This is a genomic window from Elioraea tepida (genome assembly GCF_019203965.1).
GTDB lineage: Bacteria > Pseudomonadota > Alphaproteobacteria > Acetobacterales > Acetobacteraceae > Elioraea_A > Elioraea_A tepida.
Genome location: NZ_CP076448.1, coordinates 2,294,532 through 2,312,609 on the forward strand (window position 1 = coordinate 2,294,532; position 18,078 = coordinate 2,312,609).

Genomic DNA, 18,078 nt, shown 5'->3' on the forward strand with positions numbered 1-18,078 from the left:
GACCGCGGCCAGGCGTGTGGGCCGGTCTCCCGGCCCGGGCGGGCTGCCGATGATGCCGCTGTCTTGCCTGCGGCCAGGAAGCGACGCGCTGAAGACGCGCGATCTGCAGCCGACCTGCCCCGAGATCTGGCTTCGCATTTCGGCACGCGCGGCGGCCGGCGCGCCGCCGGACTTGCTCAGCGGCTGCGATCCTCAGGTGGGCGGCAGATGCGCGCGGCGAGGTCGTAGCGCCCCTCGAGGTCGTCACGCGTCTGCGAAGGGTGCCGCGGAACCCCAAGCAGATAGGTCGCCCGCCCGATCAGATGGCTTGCGACCGGAGCGGTGAGCAGAAGGAAGGCGATGCCGGCGATGGCGCGGACGCCCGCGGAGAGATCGCCAAGCCCGAGCGCGACTGCGATGAAGAGCAGCGAGCCGCCGAGCGTTCCGGCCTTGGAGCTCGCATGCATGCGCATCATCGCATCCGGCAGGCGCCAGACGCCGATCGCGGCGACGAGCGCGAACCCGGCACCTGCGAGCACGAGCAGGGCAACGGCGAGCTCAGTCATCGGCGTGATCCAGCGGCGGAGGATCCGCCTGCGCGCGGCGGCGGAACGCTACCCGCTCGACATAGCGCGCGAAGGCGACCGTCGAGAGAAAGGAGACGAGCGCCATCACGAGAGCGAGATCGAGGAAAGCGGTGGAGCCGGTCTCAAGCGTGTGCAACAGCGCCGCGCAGATGCTGACGAGAGCGAGCATGTCGAGAGCGACGATCCTGTCCGGCAGGTGCGGCCCGCGCACAAGACGCGCGAGCCCAATCGCGAAGGCAAGGCCGAGCATCGCCCAACCGATCAGCATCGCAGCGGCGAGCAGCGCGCTCATCGCAGCACCTCGAGCAGCCGCGCCTCGAAGTTCTGGCGAATGTCCGCCTCCACCGCCGCCGGGTCGTCGAGCATCATGACATGGACGTAGAGCGTCGAGCGGTCGTTCGAGACGTCGATGCTCATCGTTCCCGGCGTGAGGGTGACGAGGTTGGCGAGCGTCGCGATCTCGACGTCGCGCGACGCGACGAGCGGCACGGCGATCACTCCGGGCCGTGCCGTGATCCTCGGCGCGAGCACTTGGCGCGCAACCGTCCAGGCGCTCCGGATCAGCGCGCCGGCGTAGAAAAGGGCGAAGGAGAGGCCGGCGAGGGTGCGCCGGAAATAGCTGCTTCGCGCGCCGCCCCAGAGGTGGCGCGTCAGCCAAAGGGCCGCAAAGCCCGCGACGAAGCCGGTCGAGAGCGCCCAGGCGCTGAAGCTGCCGAAGGCGCCGCACCAGCCGAGCATGAGCAGGAGATTCAGCACAAGAAGCGACGGCGCCCCTGGCGCAGGGGGAAGGGGCGGTGGCGCCGCAGCAGGCCCGGTCATGACCGCGCTCCCAGAACTGCGGTGATGTAGCGCGCGGGCTCGGTCAGCTCGGCAGCGGCACGTTCCGCGACCGCGAGGAACGGCTGCGCGAACAGGCCGATCACGACCGTGCAGGCGGCGAGAGCGGCGATCGGGGCGACCATCGCGCGCGGCGCCTCGGTCGCGGCCACGGCGCCGTCCGGGTGCGGCTTCCAGAACGCCTCGCCCCAGATCTTCGTCATCGAGTAGATGGTGAGCAGGCCGGTCACCAGAGCGGCTGCGGCGATCCAGAAGCCGCGCTCGTCGAGCGCGGCCTTGATCACGATGTACTTCGCCCAGAAGCCGGAGAGCGGGGGGAAGCCCGCGAGCGAGAAGGCTGGGATGAAGAACAGGATCGCAAGCCACGGTGCTGCGACATAAAGCCCGCCCGAGCGCTTCAGCTCCATGCTTCCGACGAGGTGGCGCGCCACCCCGGCGATGAGGAAGAGGTTCGCCTTCACCACGATGTGGTGGACGAGATAGAACACCGCACCCACGAGCCCTAGCCGCGTGCCGAGCGCGAGCCCCATCACCATGTAGCCGATCTGGCTCACAATGTGGAACGAGAGGATGCGACGCCACTCGTTCTGTGCTGCCGCCCCGAGCACGCCCGTGAGCATCGTCAGCCCGGAGGTCCAGAGAAGAAGCGTGTTGGTCCAGGCCGGGTCGTGGGTGAAGATGAGCGTGACGACGCGGATCAGGGCGTAGACTCCGACCTTGGTCAGAAGCCCGGCGAACACCGCAGAGACCGAAACGAGCGGCGTGTGGTAGGAGGCCGGAAGCCAGAAGAACAGCGGGAACACCGCCGCCTTCATCCCGAAGGCGGCAAGCAGCATCATCGCCGCCGCGTTCAGCACGCCGACATTCTCGATTCGCGGCACCGCGAGCGCGAGGTCGGCCATGTTGAGCGTGCCAGTCAGCCCGTAGATCAGGCCGGTGGCGAGCAGGAACAGGCTCGTGGCAACGAGGTTGAGCGCGAGATATTTCACCGCCCCGTCGGTCTGCGCCTTCGAGCCACCGATCACGAGCAGGCCGAAGCTCGCGATGAGCAGCACCTCGAACCAGACATAGAGGTTGAACAGGTCGCCGGTGACGAAGGCGCCGCAGACGCCGGCGAGCAGAACGTGGCTCAGCGGGTGGAAGAAGGCGCGCCGGTCCTCCTCGCTGATCTCGGCGGTCGCGTAGGCGAGGCAGGCGAGCCCGGTGATGGCGGCGATCAGCGTCATCACCGCCCCCAGCGTGTCGACCGCGAGCGTAATGCCGAAGGGCGCCGCCCATCCGGAGGCCTGGACCACGACGATGCCGTCGCGCCACACCGCCGCGAACAGCAGAGCGGAATCGACGAGCAGCGCGGCCGCAAAGCCGAGCGAGAGCGCGGTCTGAAGCCGCGGCCGGTTGTGCGCGATGAGCGTCGTCGCCGCGGCGGCGAGCGGCAGAAGCGCGGCGAGCGCGGCGTACCAGCCGTTCATTTCGCTTCCCGAGCGGGCGGCGGCTCGGCCACGCGCATCTCGTCGGTGCGCACGGTTCCGAGCCGCGCCTGGGCCTGCCACGTGAGCACGAGGGCGAAGGCAAGCAGCCCGAAGCCGATCACGATCGCCGTCAGGACGAGCGCCTGCGGCAGCGGGTTGGCGAAGGCGCTGGCGAAGCCCTCCGCGCCCTCCTGCACGAGCGGCGGAGCGGAAGGGGTGAGCCGGCCGGCGACGAACATGGCGAGGTTCACGGCGTTCGAGAGCATCGCGAAGCCGAGCAGGAAGCGCACCAGGTTGCGCGACAGCATCAGCCAGACCGCGACCGCGACCAGAACGCCGATGAGGATCGCGAGCGTCGCCTCCATGCGTCACTCCGGCGCGTGTTCGAGGGCGGAGATCAGCGCCACCACGCTGCCGACGACCACGAGGAACACGCCGATGTCGAACAGGAGCGGCGTGCCGAGCGGCACGACGGCGCCGTCGCCGAGGTCGAGCTTCGCCCACAGAGCCTTCATGGGCGGCAGGCCTGCAAGGGCGGAGGGCAGGATCGACAGAACCGCCAGCGCAAGCCCGGTCGCGGCGACCCCCACCGGCGGCAGCCACAGCATGCGCCGCGCCGCCGCCGGGCCGAAGGCGATGCCCTGCAGCGCGGCGGCCGACGCCGCCACGAGCCCGCCGATGAACCCGCCGCCTGGCTCGTTATGGCCGCGCCAGAGCAAAAATAGCGAGAGCATGAGGAGAAGCGGCGCGAGCGCCCGCGTCGCCGCGCGCAGGATGAGGCTGCTCACCTGTCCTCCCTCCCACCCGCGTCCGCGCGCCTGCGGCCGAACCGCATCATCGCCGCGATCCCCCCGAGTGCCGCCGCGACCACCACGGTGATCTCCCCGAGCGTGTCGAGCGCGCGGAAATCGACCAGGATCACGTTGACCACGTTGCGCCCGAGCCCGCCGGGAACCGCGTTGGCGCCGAACCATTCCGCAAGACGCGGATCGAACGGCTCGGCGAGCACGCCGAGCATCAGCACGGCGACGAGCACGCCCGCCCCGGCGGCGATCATGATCGTTCCGGGGCCGGGCCGGTCTGCCTCGGAGGTGATGCGGAAGCCGGGCAGGCGGATCAGGATCAGCGCCAGGATCACGACGATCAGCGTCTCGACCATGAACTGGGTGATCGCGAGGTCGGGCGCGCTCCAGAGCATGAAGATCATCGCGACCCCGAGCCCCACCATCCCCAGCGCGGTGACGGCGAGAAGACGCGTCGTCGCAAGCGCTGTCGCCAACGCCGCTGCGGCGGTGAGCACGATCACCACCCATTCGATGAGCTTCCCCCCGTCGCCGAGGGGGGCGAGGGCGAAGGGGCCGCGGAACGCACCGGCGATGACGACGAGGCCAACCACGGCGAAGGTCGCCGCGACATAGCGGTGCAGGAGCCCGGGCTGCATCAGCCGCGTGAGCCAGGAGGCGAAGGCGGCGAGGCCCGCGAGCAGATGGTCGTAGCCGCGATCGGGGCCGCGCTCGAGCACCGGAGCGGAGCGGGCGCGCGCCTCCGCTCCGAACCGCACCCAGGCGAGGTAGATCGCCGCACCGGCCGCGAAGGTCGCGAGCGTCAGCAGGAACTTCCAGTCGAACCCTTTGAAGAGGGTAATCTCGAGCGCCGGCTTGGTGCCGAGCACGGCGGCGGCGGCCGGAGCGATCAGGAGGTCGGCCGCGAGCTGGGGCGCCATGCCGAAGACGAGGCCGAGCGCGCCGAGGAGAAGAGGGCCCGCGAGCATGGTCCAGGGCGCCTCGTGCGCCTCCGCCGCAGCCTCGGAGGCCTGCCCGAGATAGGGCCTGAGCCCGGCGATGCAGGCGACCGCGAAACCGGCAGCATTGGCTGCGGTCGCGGCCGTGAGCGTGAGCCCGATCTCGTCCGAGGCCTTGGCGAGACCGATCAGCTCCTTCGCCACCCAGCCAAGGCTCGCGGGAAGGCCCGCCATCGAGAACGCGGCCATCGCGGCGGCGGCGAAGGTGAGCGGCATGGCGCGCGCGAGGCCGCGAAGCCGTGTGAGGTCGCGCGTGCCGGCTTCGTGGTCGAGGTTGCCCGCGGTCATGAACAGGGCGCCCTTGTAGAGCGCGTGGACGAGCAGGAACGCCATCGCCGCCTTCACCGACGGCTCGAAGCTCGGCGCGAGCAGGAACACGAGCGTGCCGAGGGCGGCGACGGTGGTCCAGGCAAGGACGAGCTTGAGGTCGGTCTCGAGCAAGGCGAACACCGCGCCCATCAGCATGGTGATGCCGCCGACGAGGCCAAGCGAGACGAGCCACACGTCGGTGCCGCCGAGCGCCGGCTCGAGCCGCGCGAGCAGATAGACACCCGCCTTCACCATCGTCGCCGAGTGCAGATAGGCGGAGACGGGGGTCGGGGCTGCCATTGCCCCGGGCAGCCAGGAGTGGAACGGCCACTGCGCGCTCTTGGTGAAGCAGCCCACCAGGACGAGGACGAGCGCCGGGCCGTAGAGAGGGCTCGCCTGCAGCCAGGACTTCGCAAGCGCGAGATCGGACAGTTCCCAAGAGCCCCCGGCTTCGGCGAGCAGGATCATGCCTGCAAGCAGCGCAAGCCCACCTGTGCCGGTGATCAGCAGAGCCTGCAGGGCGGAGCGGCGCGCGTGCGGCTTCGCCGCTTCGAAGCCGACAAGCAGGTAGCTCGCGAGGCTCGTGAGCTCCCAGAACACGAACAGCGCGATCATGTTGTCGGAGAGCACGACGCCGAGCATCGCCCCCATGAAGGCGAACAGGATCGCGAAGAAGCGCCCGAGCATCACGTGGCCAGCGAGGTAGCCGCCGGCGTAGAGGACGACGAGCGTGCCGATGCCGGTGATGAGAAGGGTGAAGAGGGCTGACAGCCCGTCGAGGTTGAAGGAGAGCGAGACCGAAAGCCCGGGCACCCACGGCGTCGCCTCGATCCGGCCCGGGAACGCCTCGCCCAGATTGGCCATCGCCCAGGCGAACAGCGACGCGGGAACCAGCGCAAGCACGAGAGCAGCGCGATCGCGCAGGCGTGAGACGATCAAGGGGGCCAGAAGGGCAGCGGCGAACGGGGCGAGGACGACCGTCAGCATGTCGCACCCGCTACGCTGCAGGCCGCGCTGCGGCACGTGGCCTGACCTCTGACGAACCCCCGGCGCATCGCCTTCCCCGTTGGCGCGCCGCGTCGAGGACCTCCCAGGCGGCGCGGAAACGCAGGCGGCGGCCCCGGCCGCACGACCCACACGATCGAGCGGCATATATGCGCCGGCTGCATGGCGTTCAACCCGGGGCTGCCCGAGGGCGCCGCAGCGCGATGTTCGCCGCCCCGGCATCCGACCGTCCTTCATCAAGGCTTAAGCGATGCGCGCCATCGTGCCCGAGGGTCGGGGAGCCTCCCCCGCAACCGGCGGGGCGTATCCCCGAGGCGTGGGCGCTGGATGAGCAGGAAGACGGGCAGGGAGAAGGACGGCGCGACCCTCGTGATCAGGCGCGAGGAGGCTGCGGAGCACGGCCATCATGGCGGCGCGTGGAAGGTCGCCTATGCCGACTTCGTCACCGCGATGATGGCCTTCTTTCTCTTGATGTGGCTTCTCAACGCCACCTCGCAGGAACAGCGCCTCGGCATCGCCAACTACTTCTCGCCGACCAACCTGTTCGGGGCCGGCGAGAGCGGCACCGGCCGGCCCTTCGGCGGCTCCTCCCCGGTCGATGACGGCTCGCTGGTCGGCCGATCGGGCACGCCGACGATCGAAGAGCGGCCGGAACGGGGCCCGCCGCCCGAGGAAGAGGAGGACGCTCCCGGCTCGGCGGGCGAGCGCGACGGCCGCGCCGGCGACCTCGGCGACAGGCCGAAGCCGCACGCAACGGGCGGCTATTTCCCGCACCCCCGCGCCGCCGGTTCCGGCGGCGAGCATGCGACCGACCGCGGCGCGGCCGACCGGGAGGGTCCTGAGGCGACGGCGGCGCCCGGCTCGGCCGCCGCGATCGCCGCGCGCGCGGAGGCGGAAGCCGCGGCGGAAGCCGAAACGCGCGCCCTCGAGGCGGCGGCGGAGGCGCTCAGGCGGTCGATCGCCGACGACCCGGCTCTTGCCGAGCTCGCCCGCCAGGTCGCGATCGACGTCACGCCGGAGGGCCTGCGCGTTCAGCTGATCGACGCCGAGCGGACGCCGATGTTCGCCTCCGGCTCGGCGGTCCCGTCGGAGCGGGTGCGGCTTCTGCTTGCCAAGGTGGCGCCCACGCTCGCCGCGATCGGCAACCCGCTCACCATCATCGGCCATACCGATGCCGCACCGTTCCGGTCAGGCAGCGGCATGACCAACTGGGAACTCTCGGCCGACCGTGCCAACGCCACGCGCCGGCTGCTGATCGAGGCCGGGTTCCCCGAATCCGGTATCCGCTCGGTGACCGGCGTGGCCGACCGCGAGCCGCTCCTGCCCGCCGAGCCGCGCGCCGCGGCGAACCGACGGATCGCGCTCCTGATCCAGCGGGTGCATCCCGCCCCGGGCTCCTGACGGGCGGCGCGCATGCTCACCCTCGCCGGTTTCGCCTTCCTGCTGATCATGGTGTTCGGCGGCTACATGCTCGCCGGGGGCAAGATCAGCATCATCCTCGCCGCCCTTCCCTTCGAGCTGATGATGATCGGCGGTGCGGGTATCGGCATCGTGCTGATGGCCAATAGCATGCACGGCGTGAAGCACCTGCTCTCGGGCTTGGGCAAGATCATCAAGGGAGCGCGGTTCCACAAGTCGGACTACATCGACCTTCTGTCGCTGCTCTACTTCTTCGTCCGGCTTGCGAGCACCAAGGGGGCGATGGCGCTCGAGCCGCACATCGAGCGCCCCACTGAGAGTGCGGCGTTCCAGAAGTTCCCCAAGATCGCGGCCGACCATCACGCGGTGGTACTGATCTGCGATTATCTGCGGATGGTCGGCATGCATGCCGATGACCCGCACCAGATCGAGGACGTGTTCGCGCGCGAGCTGCGCAAGCTCGTCAACGAGGAACTCCATCCCGCGCACGCGATGCAGTCGCTGGCCGACGCCTTCCCCGCGCTCGGCATCGTCGCGGCCGTGCTCGGCGTCATCAAGACCATGGGGTCGCTGAACGAGCCGCCGCAGGTGCTCGGCAAGATGATCGCCGGGGCGCTGGTCGGCACCTTCCTCGGCGTGCTGCTCGCGTATGGCCTGATGGGGCCGATCGCGTCGCGGCTGAAGGGCATCGTCGAGGAGGAGATGAAATACTACGAAGTGATCCGGGCCGTGCTCGTTGCCCACCTGCACGGCAACGCGCCGCAGGTCGCGGTCGAGACGGGGCGGAAGATGGCGCCCTCCGAGCACATGCCCTCGTTCCAGGAACTCGAACAGGCGCTGCAGGAGCTGCAGATCCCGACCTGACGCCCGGCTCCGCCCCGCGGGAGCTTCCGCCCGCTTCGCTTGACCGGGCGGCCGCCGGTGCGGGGCTGTTCCGCCCCGTGGCCGACCGCGCGGCGGGCCCTATTCCCATGCCGTGATAGGAACTAGTTCCTAAAAGCGGGAAACTCCGCTAGGATGCGCGCGATTGTCGCACGCGCATTCAGCCAAACGTCTTCGAGCCCCGCCTTGACTCGTCACGATCCTCTCCCAAGGGCTCGCCATGCCACGACGCCTCCCCCGGCCGATCGGGGTGCATGCGCTTCTGTTTCTCGCCTCCGTCACCGTCCCGAGCCTGCTGTTCGGCCTCGCCGCCTGGGACGGCCATATGCGAGCGCTCGCGACCGGGCGCGAGCGCGTCGAGCGCACCGCCACCATCCTGCGCGAGCACACGCAGAAGGTGCTCGAGACTCAGGAGCTCGCGATCGCCCGCGTGGCCGACCGGATCGAGGACCTTGACGACGCCGATATCGCCCGGGCCGAGACCAATCTGTTCCTGCGTAGCCTCGCCGAGTCCCTCGAGCCGACGGTGTCGATGTGGATCTCGTCGGCCGACGGGACGCTGCTCGCGGGGTCTGCCCCGTGGCAGCCGGGCCTCTCCATCGCGATCTACGGGTTCTGGCAGGAGCAGAGGGACGGCACGCCCGGCCCGAGCATCAGCCCTCCCTTCATCGGCCGGGCGACCCGGGCCTGGTCGATCGCGCTGGCGCGGCGCCGTCCCTCGCCGGACGGTCGGTTTCTGGGAACGATCCATGCCTCGATGAGCCCCGGCTACTTCGCCCGGTATTTCGCGGAGGTGGCTGGGCAGCCCGGGCATCGGGCGAGGCTGATCCGCGCCGACGGGCAGGTTCTGGCCCACAGCCCCGATCTTGATGGTTTCCCGAAGCTTGCGCCGAGCGATGCGGTGATGCGCGCGATCGCCGCTGGCCCGCCCGCGGGTGCGATCGACGTCGAGAGCGAGATCGGGCCGCGCGTGCTCGCCGTCCGACGCGTCGGCTCCTACCCTGTGTACGTCGCCTACAGCATCGACCGCGCCACGCTGCTCGCCGGGTGGCGGCGGGATCTCGCTCCCTTCCTCGCCGCGGCGGTGGCGTGCGCGCTCGGGCTCCTTGCGATCTCCGTCCTTGCGCTTCGCGAGAGCCGCGGGCGGCAGAGAGCGCTCGTCGCGCTCGCACGCGAGAGCGAGCAGCGCCTGGCGTCTGAGCGGGGGCTGCGCGAGGCCTCCCGGCTCGAGGCGATCGGCCGGATCACCGGCGGTATTGCGCATGACTTCAACAACCTGCTCACCACCGTGCTTGTCAGCCTCGATTTCCTTGCGGAACGGCAAGGCCTCGATCGCGACGGGGTGCGGCTCGTCGAGGGAGCGCGCAAGGCGGCGGAGAGCGGGGCTCGCCTGATCGCGTCTCTGCTCGCCTATGCACGCGGGCAGAAGCTCGAGCCGATGGCGGTCGATGCGCCGGCGCTCGTCGCGGACATGCTGCCGCTCATTCGGCATTCGGTCGGTGCGGGCATCGCCGTCTCCCTCTGCGCCCGGCCCGGCCTTCCCCCCTGCCTCGCCGACCCTGACCAGCTTCGCGCCGCTCTGCTCAACCTCGCCCTCAATGCTCGCGACGCGATGCCAGAGGGCGGCGAGCTTGCCATCGCCATCACCGAGGAGGTGCTGGATGCCGAGGCGCTCGCCGCGAACCTGGAGGCGCGCCCGGGCCGTTTCATCGCGATCACGGTCAAGGACACGGGCGCCGGGATCGCGGCGGCTGATCTGCCGCGCGTCTTCGAACCGTTCTTCACCACCAAGCCGCACGGCCAGGGAACGGGGCTTGGCTTGTCTCAGGTGTTCGGCTTCGCGCGCCAGTCCTCCGGCCACGTAAAGCTCGAGAGCGCGCCCGGGTGCGGCACGAGCGTGCGGATCTTCCTGCCCCTCGCTTCCGCGGGACGGCCCGCGGCTGGAGCGGTGCGCGACGCGGCGGCAAGTGCCGCGCCTCCCGATCCGCCTCCGGGACCGCTTCGTATCCTCGTGGTGGACGACACCGCCGAGATCCTCGCGCTCGCACGCACCATCCTTGTCGGTGCGGGCCATCGCGTCACGACGGCGCCGAGCGGCGATGACGCCGCCCGCCTGATCGCGTCGGGAGATCGATTCGATCTTGTGCTTTCGGACGTGGTGATGCCGGGCGCGATGGACGGGTTCGCGCTCGCGGCGCACATCGCCGCGGTCCGCCCCGACGTGCCGGTCCTGCTGATGTCCGGCTACGCGCCGGATCTCGCCCGCGGCAGACCGCACATGGCGGGGTCTATCGCCAAGCCGTTCCATCGCGACGCGCTGCTCGCCGCGGTCGCTGCTGCCCTGCGCCAGCGCGTGACCGTCTGAGCGCGGCGCGTCGCACTCCGGGGCGTTGCGGCTCCTGGCGGGCCGGACCCGTTTTCCTTAGCGGGGCGGGCCGAGCACGCGCTCGGCTGCGTCGGGCCCGGCAAGGATCTCGACAAGCCGTGCGAGATCGGTCCTGCCGGGACGGTCAGCCGGCGCGCCCTGGGGAGCCGAGACGGCGAGCGCGGCCACCGTCTCGGCGGCGCGGCGCAGGGCAAGGGCGAGATCGTCGGCAGGGCCGAGGCGACGCACCGACGCCGCCATCGACGCCGCCGCGCGCGCCGCCGCCTCGAGCGCCTCGATCGCGCCGGCGCCGCTCCCAGGGGCCAGACCCTCGGCGTGCAGCCGCGCGAGCGGCGCGAGAAGCTCAGCCGAGAGGCAGTCGGCGACGCGCCGGCGCACCACCGCGAAAAGTCGCGTCTCCGCCGCGCGCAGATTGTCGCGGCGCTCGGCCTGCCAGGTGCCGATGTCCTGGCCCGCGCGCTCGACCAGCGCGACCGCCTCCGAGACCATCGCCTGCTGCACCGGATGCGGCAGGAGCGCGAGCGTTTCGGCGTCGGGCATCTGGCTCGGCAGTTCGGCGAGGAAGCAGTCGAGCGCCTCGGCGAGCCGACGCTCCGCACCGTCTCCGGCTGACCGCCCCGCCGCCTCGCGCAGGAGCGACACGACCGGCCCTGAGGCCATGAAGCGTCGAACCAGGATCAGCCCGGTTCGCGCGAAGCACTCGGGCGAGATGGCGGCGGCCTCGGCCGCGGCCGCGCGCAGCCCCCGCTCAACCTGTTCCCAGGGGTGAACGGTGCCGCGCGGTGTGCCCGAGAGAAGAGCTGCGAGCGGGGAGGCGAGCTTCAGCACCTCGCCGAGCCCACCGAGCAGGGCGCGAAGCTCGGCCGAACGCATCGGCAGGGCAAGACTGGGCGGCAGGCCGGAGCGCTCGATCTCGGCGAAACGCTGAGCGGCGGCCGGCCAGAGTATCGCCCCGACCGCCTGGATGGCGGCCGCGTCATCCATGCTCGCGCCGGCGAGCCGCGCGGCGATCTCCCGCCGTGCCGGCTCCGGGAGGGCCTCGGTCGCGATCGCGATCGCCGCCGGCATCACGCTCCGGGGAACCGAGAGGCTGCCGCGACGCCAGGCGTCGGGCGGCACGAGCAGCTCCTCGAACGGATGGGCGAGCACGCGGCCAAACGAGGCGGGGCGCCGTATCAGGTCGCGCATCAAGGCGAGCCTCGGGCGAAGCGGCGCGATCAGCGCATCCGCCTCGCCGCGCACCGCGAGCCGGTCGATCAGGGCGACGACGTCGCGGATCGTCTCCGGGCGCGCGCGCTTCAGCCGCTCGGCGAGGTCGGCGAGCGTGCGTCGATCGAGCCGCGCGGTCGCGCTCACGGTGCGGCGGCCCGGAGCCGCTCGAGCAGGGCCTGGTCGGTCGCCGCGCCGTCGGCCTCGAGCCGCCAGGTTGCGCGAACCGCGTCCTGCTCCTCGTCGGTGGTGGCGAGTTCGAGCGGCAGGGGTGGCAGAGCGGCGGCGATCGCGCGGAGCGCGCGCGCCTCCGACCCGTGTCCCCGGCCTTCCGACTCCTCCCAGCGGGCGAGCAGGAGCGGCCACCCGTCGAGGATCCAGGCGGCGCGGGCGACCGCTTCGGCCGGCCAGGAGGAGGTTTCCGCCGCAGCGAGAGCGGCAGGTGGGTCCTCGAGCAGCGCGAGCACGGGCGCAAGTGACGCTTCGGCGAAGCGCGCGGTGGCGCGGGCGGCGGCGGCGATGAACCCTGCCTCCTCGGTGCGCACCGCCGCGCCGAGTGACGCCCGGTCCTCCACCGTCGCCGCGAGCACGCCGAGCTGCGGCGGAAGGAGCGCGAGCCGTCGTGCCGCCGCCGCCAGGGACGCAAGGCGCAGGGCCGCGCCGGCGGAGGGGTCGACTGGGCCTCCGGTCCTGCCGACGGCGGACAACGACGCGAGCGCCTCGCGCGCGGCGCCCGCCTCCGCTGCCGCAGCGGCGGCGGCGGCGGCACGCGCCGCGCGGCCGCAGAGCCCGGCCCGTGCGGCGGCACGCGCGATCGCCGCGACCTGGGTCGGACCAAGCCGCGGCAGCCGCGACAGGTCGGCGAACAGGGCGCGGTCATGCAGCGTCGGCCGGGCATGGTCGGCCGCCGCGGCGAGCGGGATCAGAACCGCGCCGCGCGAGCCGGTGACATTGCGCAGCACGAGCTCGCGCCCCTGCTCGCCGTCGCGAACCCGGGCGAAGGCGAAGGCCGGCGTGGTGGCGGGGAGCACGACCCCACGCTCGGCGAAGCGATCCGGGGTGAACGGCGAGCGTCGTTGAGGCGCGACCAGGGAGCGCAGGGGGGTGCTCTGCGGCGTCAGATCGGTCGGGCGAGGTCGTGCGGCGGGCAGCATCGACCCCGAGGGTGCGCAGACGGTCGTAACCATGCCCTTAACCGCCGGGCGGGGGCCATGCGCTTCGCGTCTCAGCGCCCCCGGAAGACCGGCTTGCGCTTGGCGAGGAAGGCGCGGAACGCGTTCTGGAAATCCTCCGTCAGCACGAAGTCGTTCACGGCCGCTTCCTGTTCGGGCGTGATCGGCAGCGGGCCGCGCAGGGCGATGATCGCCCGCTTGTGGAAGCGGGCCGAGAGAGGCGCGCCTTCGGCGATCCGACGCGCGAGCGCCATCGCCTCCTCCTCGACCCGCTCGTCCGGCACGACGCGGGACAGGAGGCCCTTCTCGTAGGCCTCGCGGCCGTTGAAGATCCGCCCCTCGATGAACACCTCCGCCGCCACCGCCGTGCCGGCGAGCTGCACCACTGGGTCGAGCTCGGCGTAGGGGTACCAGATGCCGAGATTGCGCGCGGTGATGCCGAAGCGCATCCCCTCGCCGCCGACGCGGAAGTCGCACATGGTCGCGATCCCGGCGCCGCCGCCCAAGCAGATGCCGCGGATCATCGCCACCGTCGGGTGGATGCAGTCGCGGATCGACTGCATGCTCTCGTGGAGGATCCGGGCGTAGCGGTCCTCCTTCTCGCGGGTGCCGCGCTCGGCCTCGAAGGCGGAGATGTCCGCCCCCGCCGAGAAGGCCTCGGAGCCAGCGCCGCGCAGCACCACGCAGCGCAGGCTCTCGTCCGCCGAAAGCCGCCGCATGGTCGCGGTCAGAGCCTGCCACATGGCGAGGTTGAAGGCGTTGCGCTTCTCGGGCCGGTCGAAGATCACGACGGCGATCTCGCCCTCGCGTTCGGTGCGGATGTGGGGGCTCTCTGTCACGTCGGCGTGTCCTTCCGGAAGCGTGATCAACTGTCGACGGCGGGGCGGCTCGTGAGGTGCCGCCAGTGGTGCCACAACAGGCGCGCGGCAAGGCCGCGATACGGCGCCCAGGCCTCGGCAAGCGCGCGCAGTCGCTTCTCCCCGGGCCGTTCCGCAAGCCCCAACAGGGCCTGGGCGGAGGCGGCAAGGGCGAGGTCTGCGGCTGGGAAAGCGTCGCGGCGGCCGAGCGCGAACAACAGATAGATCTCGGCCGACCAGCGCCCGAAGCCCCTGAGCGAGGAGATCGCCGCGATCACCGCCTCGTCGGGCATCAGGGGGAAGGCCTCCGGCACGATCCGGCGTGTGGCGACCGCCTCGGCGAGGCCGCGCGCATAGGCGATCTTCGGCCCCGACAGTCCGGCCGAGCGCAGCGCCGTCTCGGGCAGCGCGAGCAGCGCCTCTGCCGTCGGTGTGCCTCCCATCAGCGCCTCGAGGCGTCGCCAGATGGCGGCGGCCGCGTGGTTCGAGATCTGCTGCCCGACGATCGCGGCGAGCAGGCCCGGAAACCCAGGCGGGCGGGTGCGCCAGGGCAAGCGTCCCGCCTGCCGCTCGACGGCGGCGAAGACAGGGGCGCGCGCGAACAGCCGCCGCAGAGCGGCGCGCTCGGCGGGGGGAAGGGGCGGTTCGGCCTCTGACACGGCGGGGAGAATGCCTCCCCGCCGCGACGGAGGCAAAGCCGTGTGCGGGCGGTCAGCCGACGCGGCGAACGCGGCCTGTATTGCGGTCCATCGTGAAGCGGGCGATCACGCCGCCGTTGTCCGTGGTCAGCGTGAACTCGGCCATGCCGGGGCCCGCGTCCTTGACCTCGCTAATCCGCCAGGAGCGCTCGCCGAACCACAGGAGGCCGGCCTCCGCGATCTTCCTCACCTCGTCATTAGTGAGGTTCTTGTTGTCGCGGTTGATGAAGAAGCGGCCAAAGGGTCCGCCCATGCCGCCGTGCCGCTCGTACTCCCGGCCATGGCCCCCCCGCTCGCCGCGATGCCAGCCGGGACCGGCCCCGCGCTGCCAGCGCGGCCCATCCCCGCGAGCCCAGCCGGGACCATCACCGCGGTACCAGCCGGGGCCGTCGCCGCGCGGGCCGCCCTCGCCCATCATCATGCCGGGGCCCATGCCGGGCCCAGGCCCGCCTTGGGCGTGGGCGCCCACCCTGCCGGCGCCGTAGCCGACGAGGCCGGCGGTGGCGAGCCCGCCTGCCAGCAGGGCAACCTTGATCCAGCGGTTCATCGTTGCATCCTCTCTCCAGTTTCCCCCTTGGTTCGGGGTGGAACGGGCGCGAGCATGGCCGGCCCTGGTTGCGGGCGTTTGTGGCCGCGGTGTCGGCGAGTGAGGAAGTGTAACAAAGCGTTTCCGGCCCGAGGGCCGGCAACAGGACGTAGCCCGGGCGGCGTTGCCCGCGGGCGGGCGCGCGCGCAAGAGTCGGCGCATGGCGGAGGCCGCATCCCACATCCTCGTCGTCGACGATGATCGCGAGATCCGCGAGCTGCTCGCGCGGTTCCTCGAGATGCACGGGTTCCGCGTCACCACGGCCCGCGACGGGCGCGAGCTGCGACGCCTCTGGCCTGGCGCGCGCTTCGCCCTCGTGGTGCTCGACCTGATGCTTCCCGGAGAGGACGGGCTTGCGCTTTTGCGTTTCATCCGCGGCGAGGGGCGGACGCCGGTGGTGATGCTCACTGCGATGGGAGAGGAGACCGACCGGATCGTCGGCCTCGAGCTCGGCGCCGATGACTACCTCGCCAAGCCCTTCAATCCCCGCGAGCTGCTCGCGCGGATCCGTGCAGTGCTGCGGCGCGCCGACACGGCGTCGGAGCGTAACGAGGCGCCGGCGGCCACTTTCCGCTTCGCCGGCTGGACGCTCGAGACGGCGCGGCGCCGGCTCATCTCGCCCGCCGGAGTCGAGGTTCCGCTGACGGGAGGCGAGTACGAGCTTCTCGCCACGCTCGCCGACCGTGCGGGGCGAGTGCTCACGCGCGAGATGCTGATGGAGCTTCTGCACGGGCGCGCCGCGGGGCCGTTCGACCGGGCGATCGACGTCGCGGTGAGCCGGCTCAGGCGCAAGCTCGACGACGATGCGCGGAACCCCGCGCTGATCAAGACCGTTCGTGGCGGCGGCTACGTTCTCGCCGCCGAGGTGGAACGGTCGTGAGGCTTCGCCTCTGGCCGCGCTCGATCGCAGGACGCACCTTCCTCGTCCTGCTGACTGGCCTGTTCGTCGCGCAGGTGATCGCGCTCACCATCCACGCTCTCGACCGGGTGGAGGTGCAGCGGGCGCAGCAGGCGCGCGAGGCGATCGGCCGAACCGCCGCTCTCTGGCGCACGCTGCTGATGGCCGACCCGTCCCGACGCGATGCGATCGCGCGCAGCTTCGACCTGCCCGAGGGGATGACCGCCTCGGTCGATCCGCGCCCACTCGCGCGCGACCAGGGGATCCTCTCCGAGCCGAGGGCGGATCGGCTCGCGCTGGGCCTCGCCCGGATCGGCGGTCCGCCGCATCTTCGCCCGCGCGAGGTCCTGGTTGGCGGCAGCCCCGGCCGGATGCTGACGGCGAGCTTCCAGTTCCCCGACGGATCGTGGCTCAACGTCACCGCCCGGCCGCCGATGCCGCGGCCCTGGTCCTCGCCAGGCTTCCTCGCCGCGCTCGCGGTGATGACGGCGGCGGTCGCCGCCCTCTCCTTCTGGGCGGTGCGTCGCACCACCCGGCCGATCCGCGACCTCGCTCATGCGGCGGAACGTCTCGGCCGCGATGTGAACGCGCCGCGCCTTCCCGAGACCGGCCCCGCCGAGGTGGCGCAGGCGGCGGCCGCGTTCAACACCATGGCGGAGCGGATCTCCCGTTTCGTCGCCGACCGCACGACCATGCTCGCCGCGATCGGCCATGACCTTCGGACGCCGATCACGCGCCTGCGGCTGCGCGCCGAGTTCGTCGAGGACGAGGCGACGCGGGCGAAGATCCTCGCCGATCTCGACGAGATGGAGCGGATGATCTCCGGCACGCTTGCCTTCGCGCGCGACGAGGCGGCGGCCGAGCCGATGCGCAGGCTCGATCTCGCCGCTCTCGTGCGGACGATCGCCGACGAGGCGAACGACGTCGCCGGCGAGGAGGTGGTGACGGTCGCCGCACCCGATCATCTCGCGGTGGAGGCGCGGCCGCTCGCGCTCAAGCGCGCTCTCGCAAACCTCGTCGGCAACGCGGTGGCCTATGCCGGGCGCTGCATGGTTCGCCTCTCCGGCCCGGAGAAAGGGGTGGTGAGCGTGACGGTCGAGGACGAGGGGCCGGGCATTCCGGAGGCCGAGCGCGAGCGCGTGTTCCAGCCCTTCCACCGTCTCGAGCCGAGCCGCTCGCGCGAGACCGGCGGCATCGGGCTCGGCCTTCCGATCGCGCGGTCGATCCTGCGCGGCCATGGCGGCGATGTCACGCTCGCAGCACGTTCCCCGCGCGGACTGGTCGTGACCGCGACGCTCCCCGCCTGAGCTCAGGCGAGCAGGGAGCGGAGGCGAAGCACGGCGCTGTCGGGCGTGGTCAACACCGGGCGGCCGGTGGCGGCGGCGATGGCGGCGGCGGCGCGGGCGAGGCTCACTTGGGCGAGCGCGACCACCTCGCAGCCGGCGAGCGCCGCCGCCGCGGCGGCGGCGTGCCGGTCATGCGCCTCGGCATCGCCGGCATCGAGGGCGGCGAGCGCCTCTGGAGCGCAGACCTCGACGAGGGAGAGCGGAGCGCCGCGGCGGGCGGCGGCCTCCTCGAACTCAGGCCGGATCGAGGCGAGCGTGGCGGGGAAGGTGGCGAGCACCCCGATCCGGCCCGAGGGCGCCGCCTCGAGCGCCTCGTCGATCATCGCCTCATTCGGTTTCAGGACCGGAATGTCGGGATGCTGGGCCTTCACCGCATCGATGCAGGGGCCGAAGGCGGAGCAGGTGAACAGGATCGCCACCGCCCCGGTGCGCCGCGCGTAGGCCGCAAGCTCGAGGAAGCGGGCGGTCATCGAAGGCGTCAGCCTGCCGTCGCGCGCGAGATCGGCCGAGAGGCTGTCATCGAACAGGTTCATCAGGAACGGCTCGGGCCACAGCCGCGCGAAGGCCTCCGCGATCGGCGCGGGCGAGTGGCGCAGGGCGTGGATGAGGGCGAGTCGCGGCCGGGCCATGACGCCCGC

Annotated in this window: 18 protein-coding genes; 5 read left to right on the forward strand and 13 right to left on the reverse strand. The window is 71.9% G+C overall.

Features of this window, described 5'->3' with window-relative positions; all coding sequences use genetic code 11:
* Positions 1 to 176: 176 nt before the first annotated feature.
* Genes mnhG through mbhE form a run of 7 tightly spaced genes read right to left on the reverse strand, consistent with a single transcriptional unit; the run spans position 177 to position 5,969 of the window.
* Positions 177 to 545, reverse strand: a complete 369-nt coding sequence (gene mnhG / locus KO353_RS10905) for a monovalent cation/H(+) antiporter subunit G (RefSeq protein ID WP_218284718.1) — start codon at positions 543 to 545, stop codon at positions 177 to 179.
* Positions 538 to 858: a monovalent cation/H+ antiporter complex subunit F gene (locus KO353_RS10910; protein WP_218284719.1), complete on the reverse strand. Its 321-nt coding sequence runs from the start codon at positions 856 to 858 to the stop codon at positions 538 to 540. The genes mnhG and KO353_RS10910 overlap by 8 nt, the downstream gene beginning before the upstream one ends.
* Complete coding sequence (locus KO353_RS10915) at positions 855 to 1,385, reverse strand: Na+/H+ antiporter subunit E (RefSeq protein ID WP_218284720.1); 531 nt, start codon at positions 1,383 to 1,385, stop codon at positions 855 to 857. Before KO353_RS10915 ends, KO353_RS10910 begins: the two co-directional genes overlap by 4 nt.
* A complete protein-coding gene (locus KO353_RS10920; RefSeq protein WP_218284721.1) occupies positions 1,382 to 2,872 on the reverse strand; it encodes a Na+/H+ antiporter subunit D in 1,491 nt (496 codons plus the stop codon). Before KO353_RS10920 ends, KO353_RS10915 begins: the two co-directional genes overlap by 4 nt.
* Positions 2,869 to 3,237 carry a Na+/H+ antiporter subunit C gene (locus tag KO353_RS10925; RefSeq protein ID WP_218284722.1) on the reverse strand — a complete coding sequence of 123 codons (369 nt, stop codon included), beginning with the start codon at positions 3,235 to 3,237 and terminating at the stop codon, positions 2,869 to 2,871. The genes KO353_RS10920 and KO353_RS10925 overlap by 4 nt, the downstream gene beginning before the upstream one ends.
* 3 nt (positions 3,238 to 3,240) lie before the next feature.
* On the reverse strand, positions 3,241 to 3,660 hold the full coding sequence (locus KO353_RS10930; RefSeq protein ID WP_218284724.1) for an MnhB domain-containing protein: 420 nt from the start codon (positions 3,658 to 3,660) through the stop codon (positions 3,241 to 3,243).
* Complete coding sequence (mbhE, locus tag KO353_RS10935) at positions 3,657 to 5,969, reverse strand: hydrogen gas-evolving membrane-bound hydrogenase subunit E (RefSeq protein ID WP_218284725.1); 2,313 nt, start codon at positions 5,967 to 5,969, stop codon at positions 3,657 to 3,659. The genes KO353_RS10930 and mbhE overlap by 4 nt, the downstream gene beginning before the upstream one ends.
* 345 nt (positions 5,970 to 6,314) lie before the next feature.
* On the opposite strand from mbhE, the gene KO353_RS10940 reads away from it, so the two are divergent.
* The 3 genes from KO353_RS10940 to KO353_RS10950 all read left to right on the forward strand — a co-directional run bounded on the left by KO353_RS10940 (position 6,315) and on the right by KO353_RS10950 (position 10,653).
* Positions 6,315 to 7,388, forward strand: a complete 1,074-nt coding sequence (locus KO353_RS10940) for a flagellar motor protein MotB (RefSeq protein WP_218284726.1) — start codon at positions 6,315 to 6,317, stop codon at positions 7,386 to 7,388.
* 12 nt (positions 7,389 to 7,400) lie between these two features.
* Complete coding sequence (motA, locus tag KO353_RS10945) at positions 7,401 to 8,270, forward strand: flagellar motor stator protein MotA (protein WP_218284727.1); 870 nt, start codon at positions 7,401 to 7,403, stop codon at positions 8,268 to 8,270.
* Positions 8,271 to 8,508: 238 nt separating this feature from the next.
* Entirely contained in the window at positions 8,509 to 10,653 is a 2,145-nt protein-coding gene (locus KO353_RS10950) for a hybrid sensor histidine kinase/response regulator (RefSeq protein ID WP_218284728.1), read from the forward strand.
* Between the two features lie 57 nt (positions 10,654 to 10,710).
* Here the strand turns inward: KO353_RS10950 and KO353_RS10955 are convergent, their stop codons facing one another.
* Genes KO353_RS10955 through KO353_RS10975 form a run of 5 tightly spaced genes read right to left on the reverse strand, consistent with a single transcriptional unit; the run spans position 10,711 to position 15,157 of the window.
* Complete coding sequence (locus KO353_RS10955) at positions 10,711 to 12,030, reverse strand: hypothetical protein (protein WP_218284729.1); 1,320 nt, start codon at positions 12,028 to 12,030, stop codon at positions 10,711 to 10,713.
* Positions 12,027 to 13,070 carry a hypothetical protein gene (locus KO353_RS10960; RefSeq protein WP_218284730.1) on the reverse strand — a complete coding sequence of 348 codons (1,044 nt, stop codon included), beginning with the start codon at positions 13,068 to 13,070 and terminating at the stop codon, positions 12,027 to 12,029. The genes KO353_RS10955 and KO353_RS10960 overlap by 4 nt, the downstream gene beginning before the upstream one ends.
* Positions 13,071 to 13,108: 38 nt before the next feature.
* Entirely contained in the window at positions 13,109 to 13,894 is a 786-nt protein-coding gene (locus KO353_RS10965; protein ID WP_218284731.1) for an enoyl-CoA hydratase/isomerase family protein, read from the reverse strand.
* A gap of 26 nt (positions 13,895 to 13,920) precedes the next feature.
* Positions 13,921 to 14,571: a DNA-3-methyladenine glycosylase family protein gene (locus tag KO353_RS10970; protein WP_218284732.1), complete on the reverse strand. Its 651-nt coding sequence runs from the start codon at positions 14,569 to 14,571 to the stop codon at positions 13,921 to 13,923.
* Positions 14,572 to 14,623: 52 nt separating this feature from the next.
* Positions 14,624 to 15,157, reverse strand: a complete 534-nt coding sequence (locus KO353_RS10975) for a hypothetical protein (RefSeq protein ID WP_218284733.1) — start codon at positions 15,155 to 15,157, stop codon at positions 14,624 to 14,626.
* Positions 15,158 to 15,356: 199 nt separating this feature from the next.
* On the opposite strand from KO353_RS10975, the gene KO353_RS10980 reads away from it, so the two are divergent.
* Positions 15,357 to 16,076, forward strand: coding sequence for a response regulator (locus KO353_RS10980; RefSeq protein WP_218284734.1), 720 nt, complete (start codon positions 15,357 to 15,359; stop codon positions 16,074 to 16,076).
* Positions 16,073 to 17,401 (forward strand): ATP-binding protein, encoded by a 1,329-nt coding sequence (locus KO353_RS10985; RefSeq protein WP_218284735.1) that lies wholly within the window; start codon positions 16,073 to 16,075, stop codon positions 17,399 to 17,401. Before KO353_RS10980 ends, KO353_RS10985 begins: the two co-directional genes overlap by 4 nt.
* Before the next feature lie 2 nt (positions 17,402 to 17,403).
* Here KO353_RS10985 and KO353_RS10990 read toward each other — a convergent pair whose 3' ends face one another.
* Positions 17,404 to 18,069: an aspartate/glutamate racemase family protein gene (locus KO353_RS10990; RefSeq protein ID WP_218284737.1), complete on the reverse strand. Its 666-nt coding sequence runs from the start codon at positions 18,067 to 18,069 to the stop codon at positions 17,404 to 17,406.
* Positions 18,070 to 18,078: the final 9 nt, after the last annotated feature.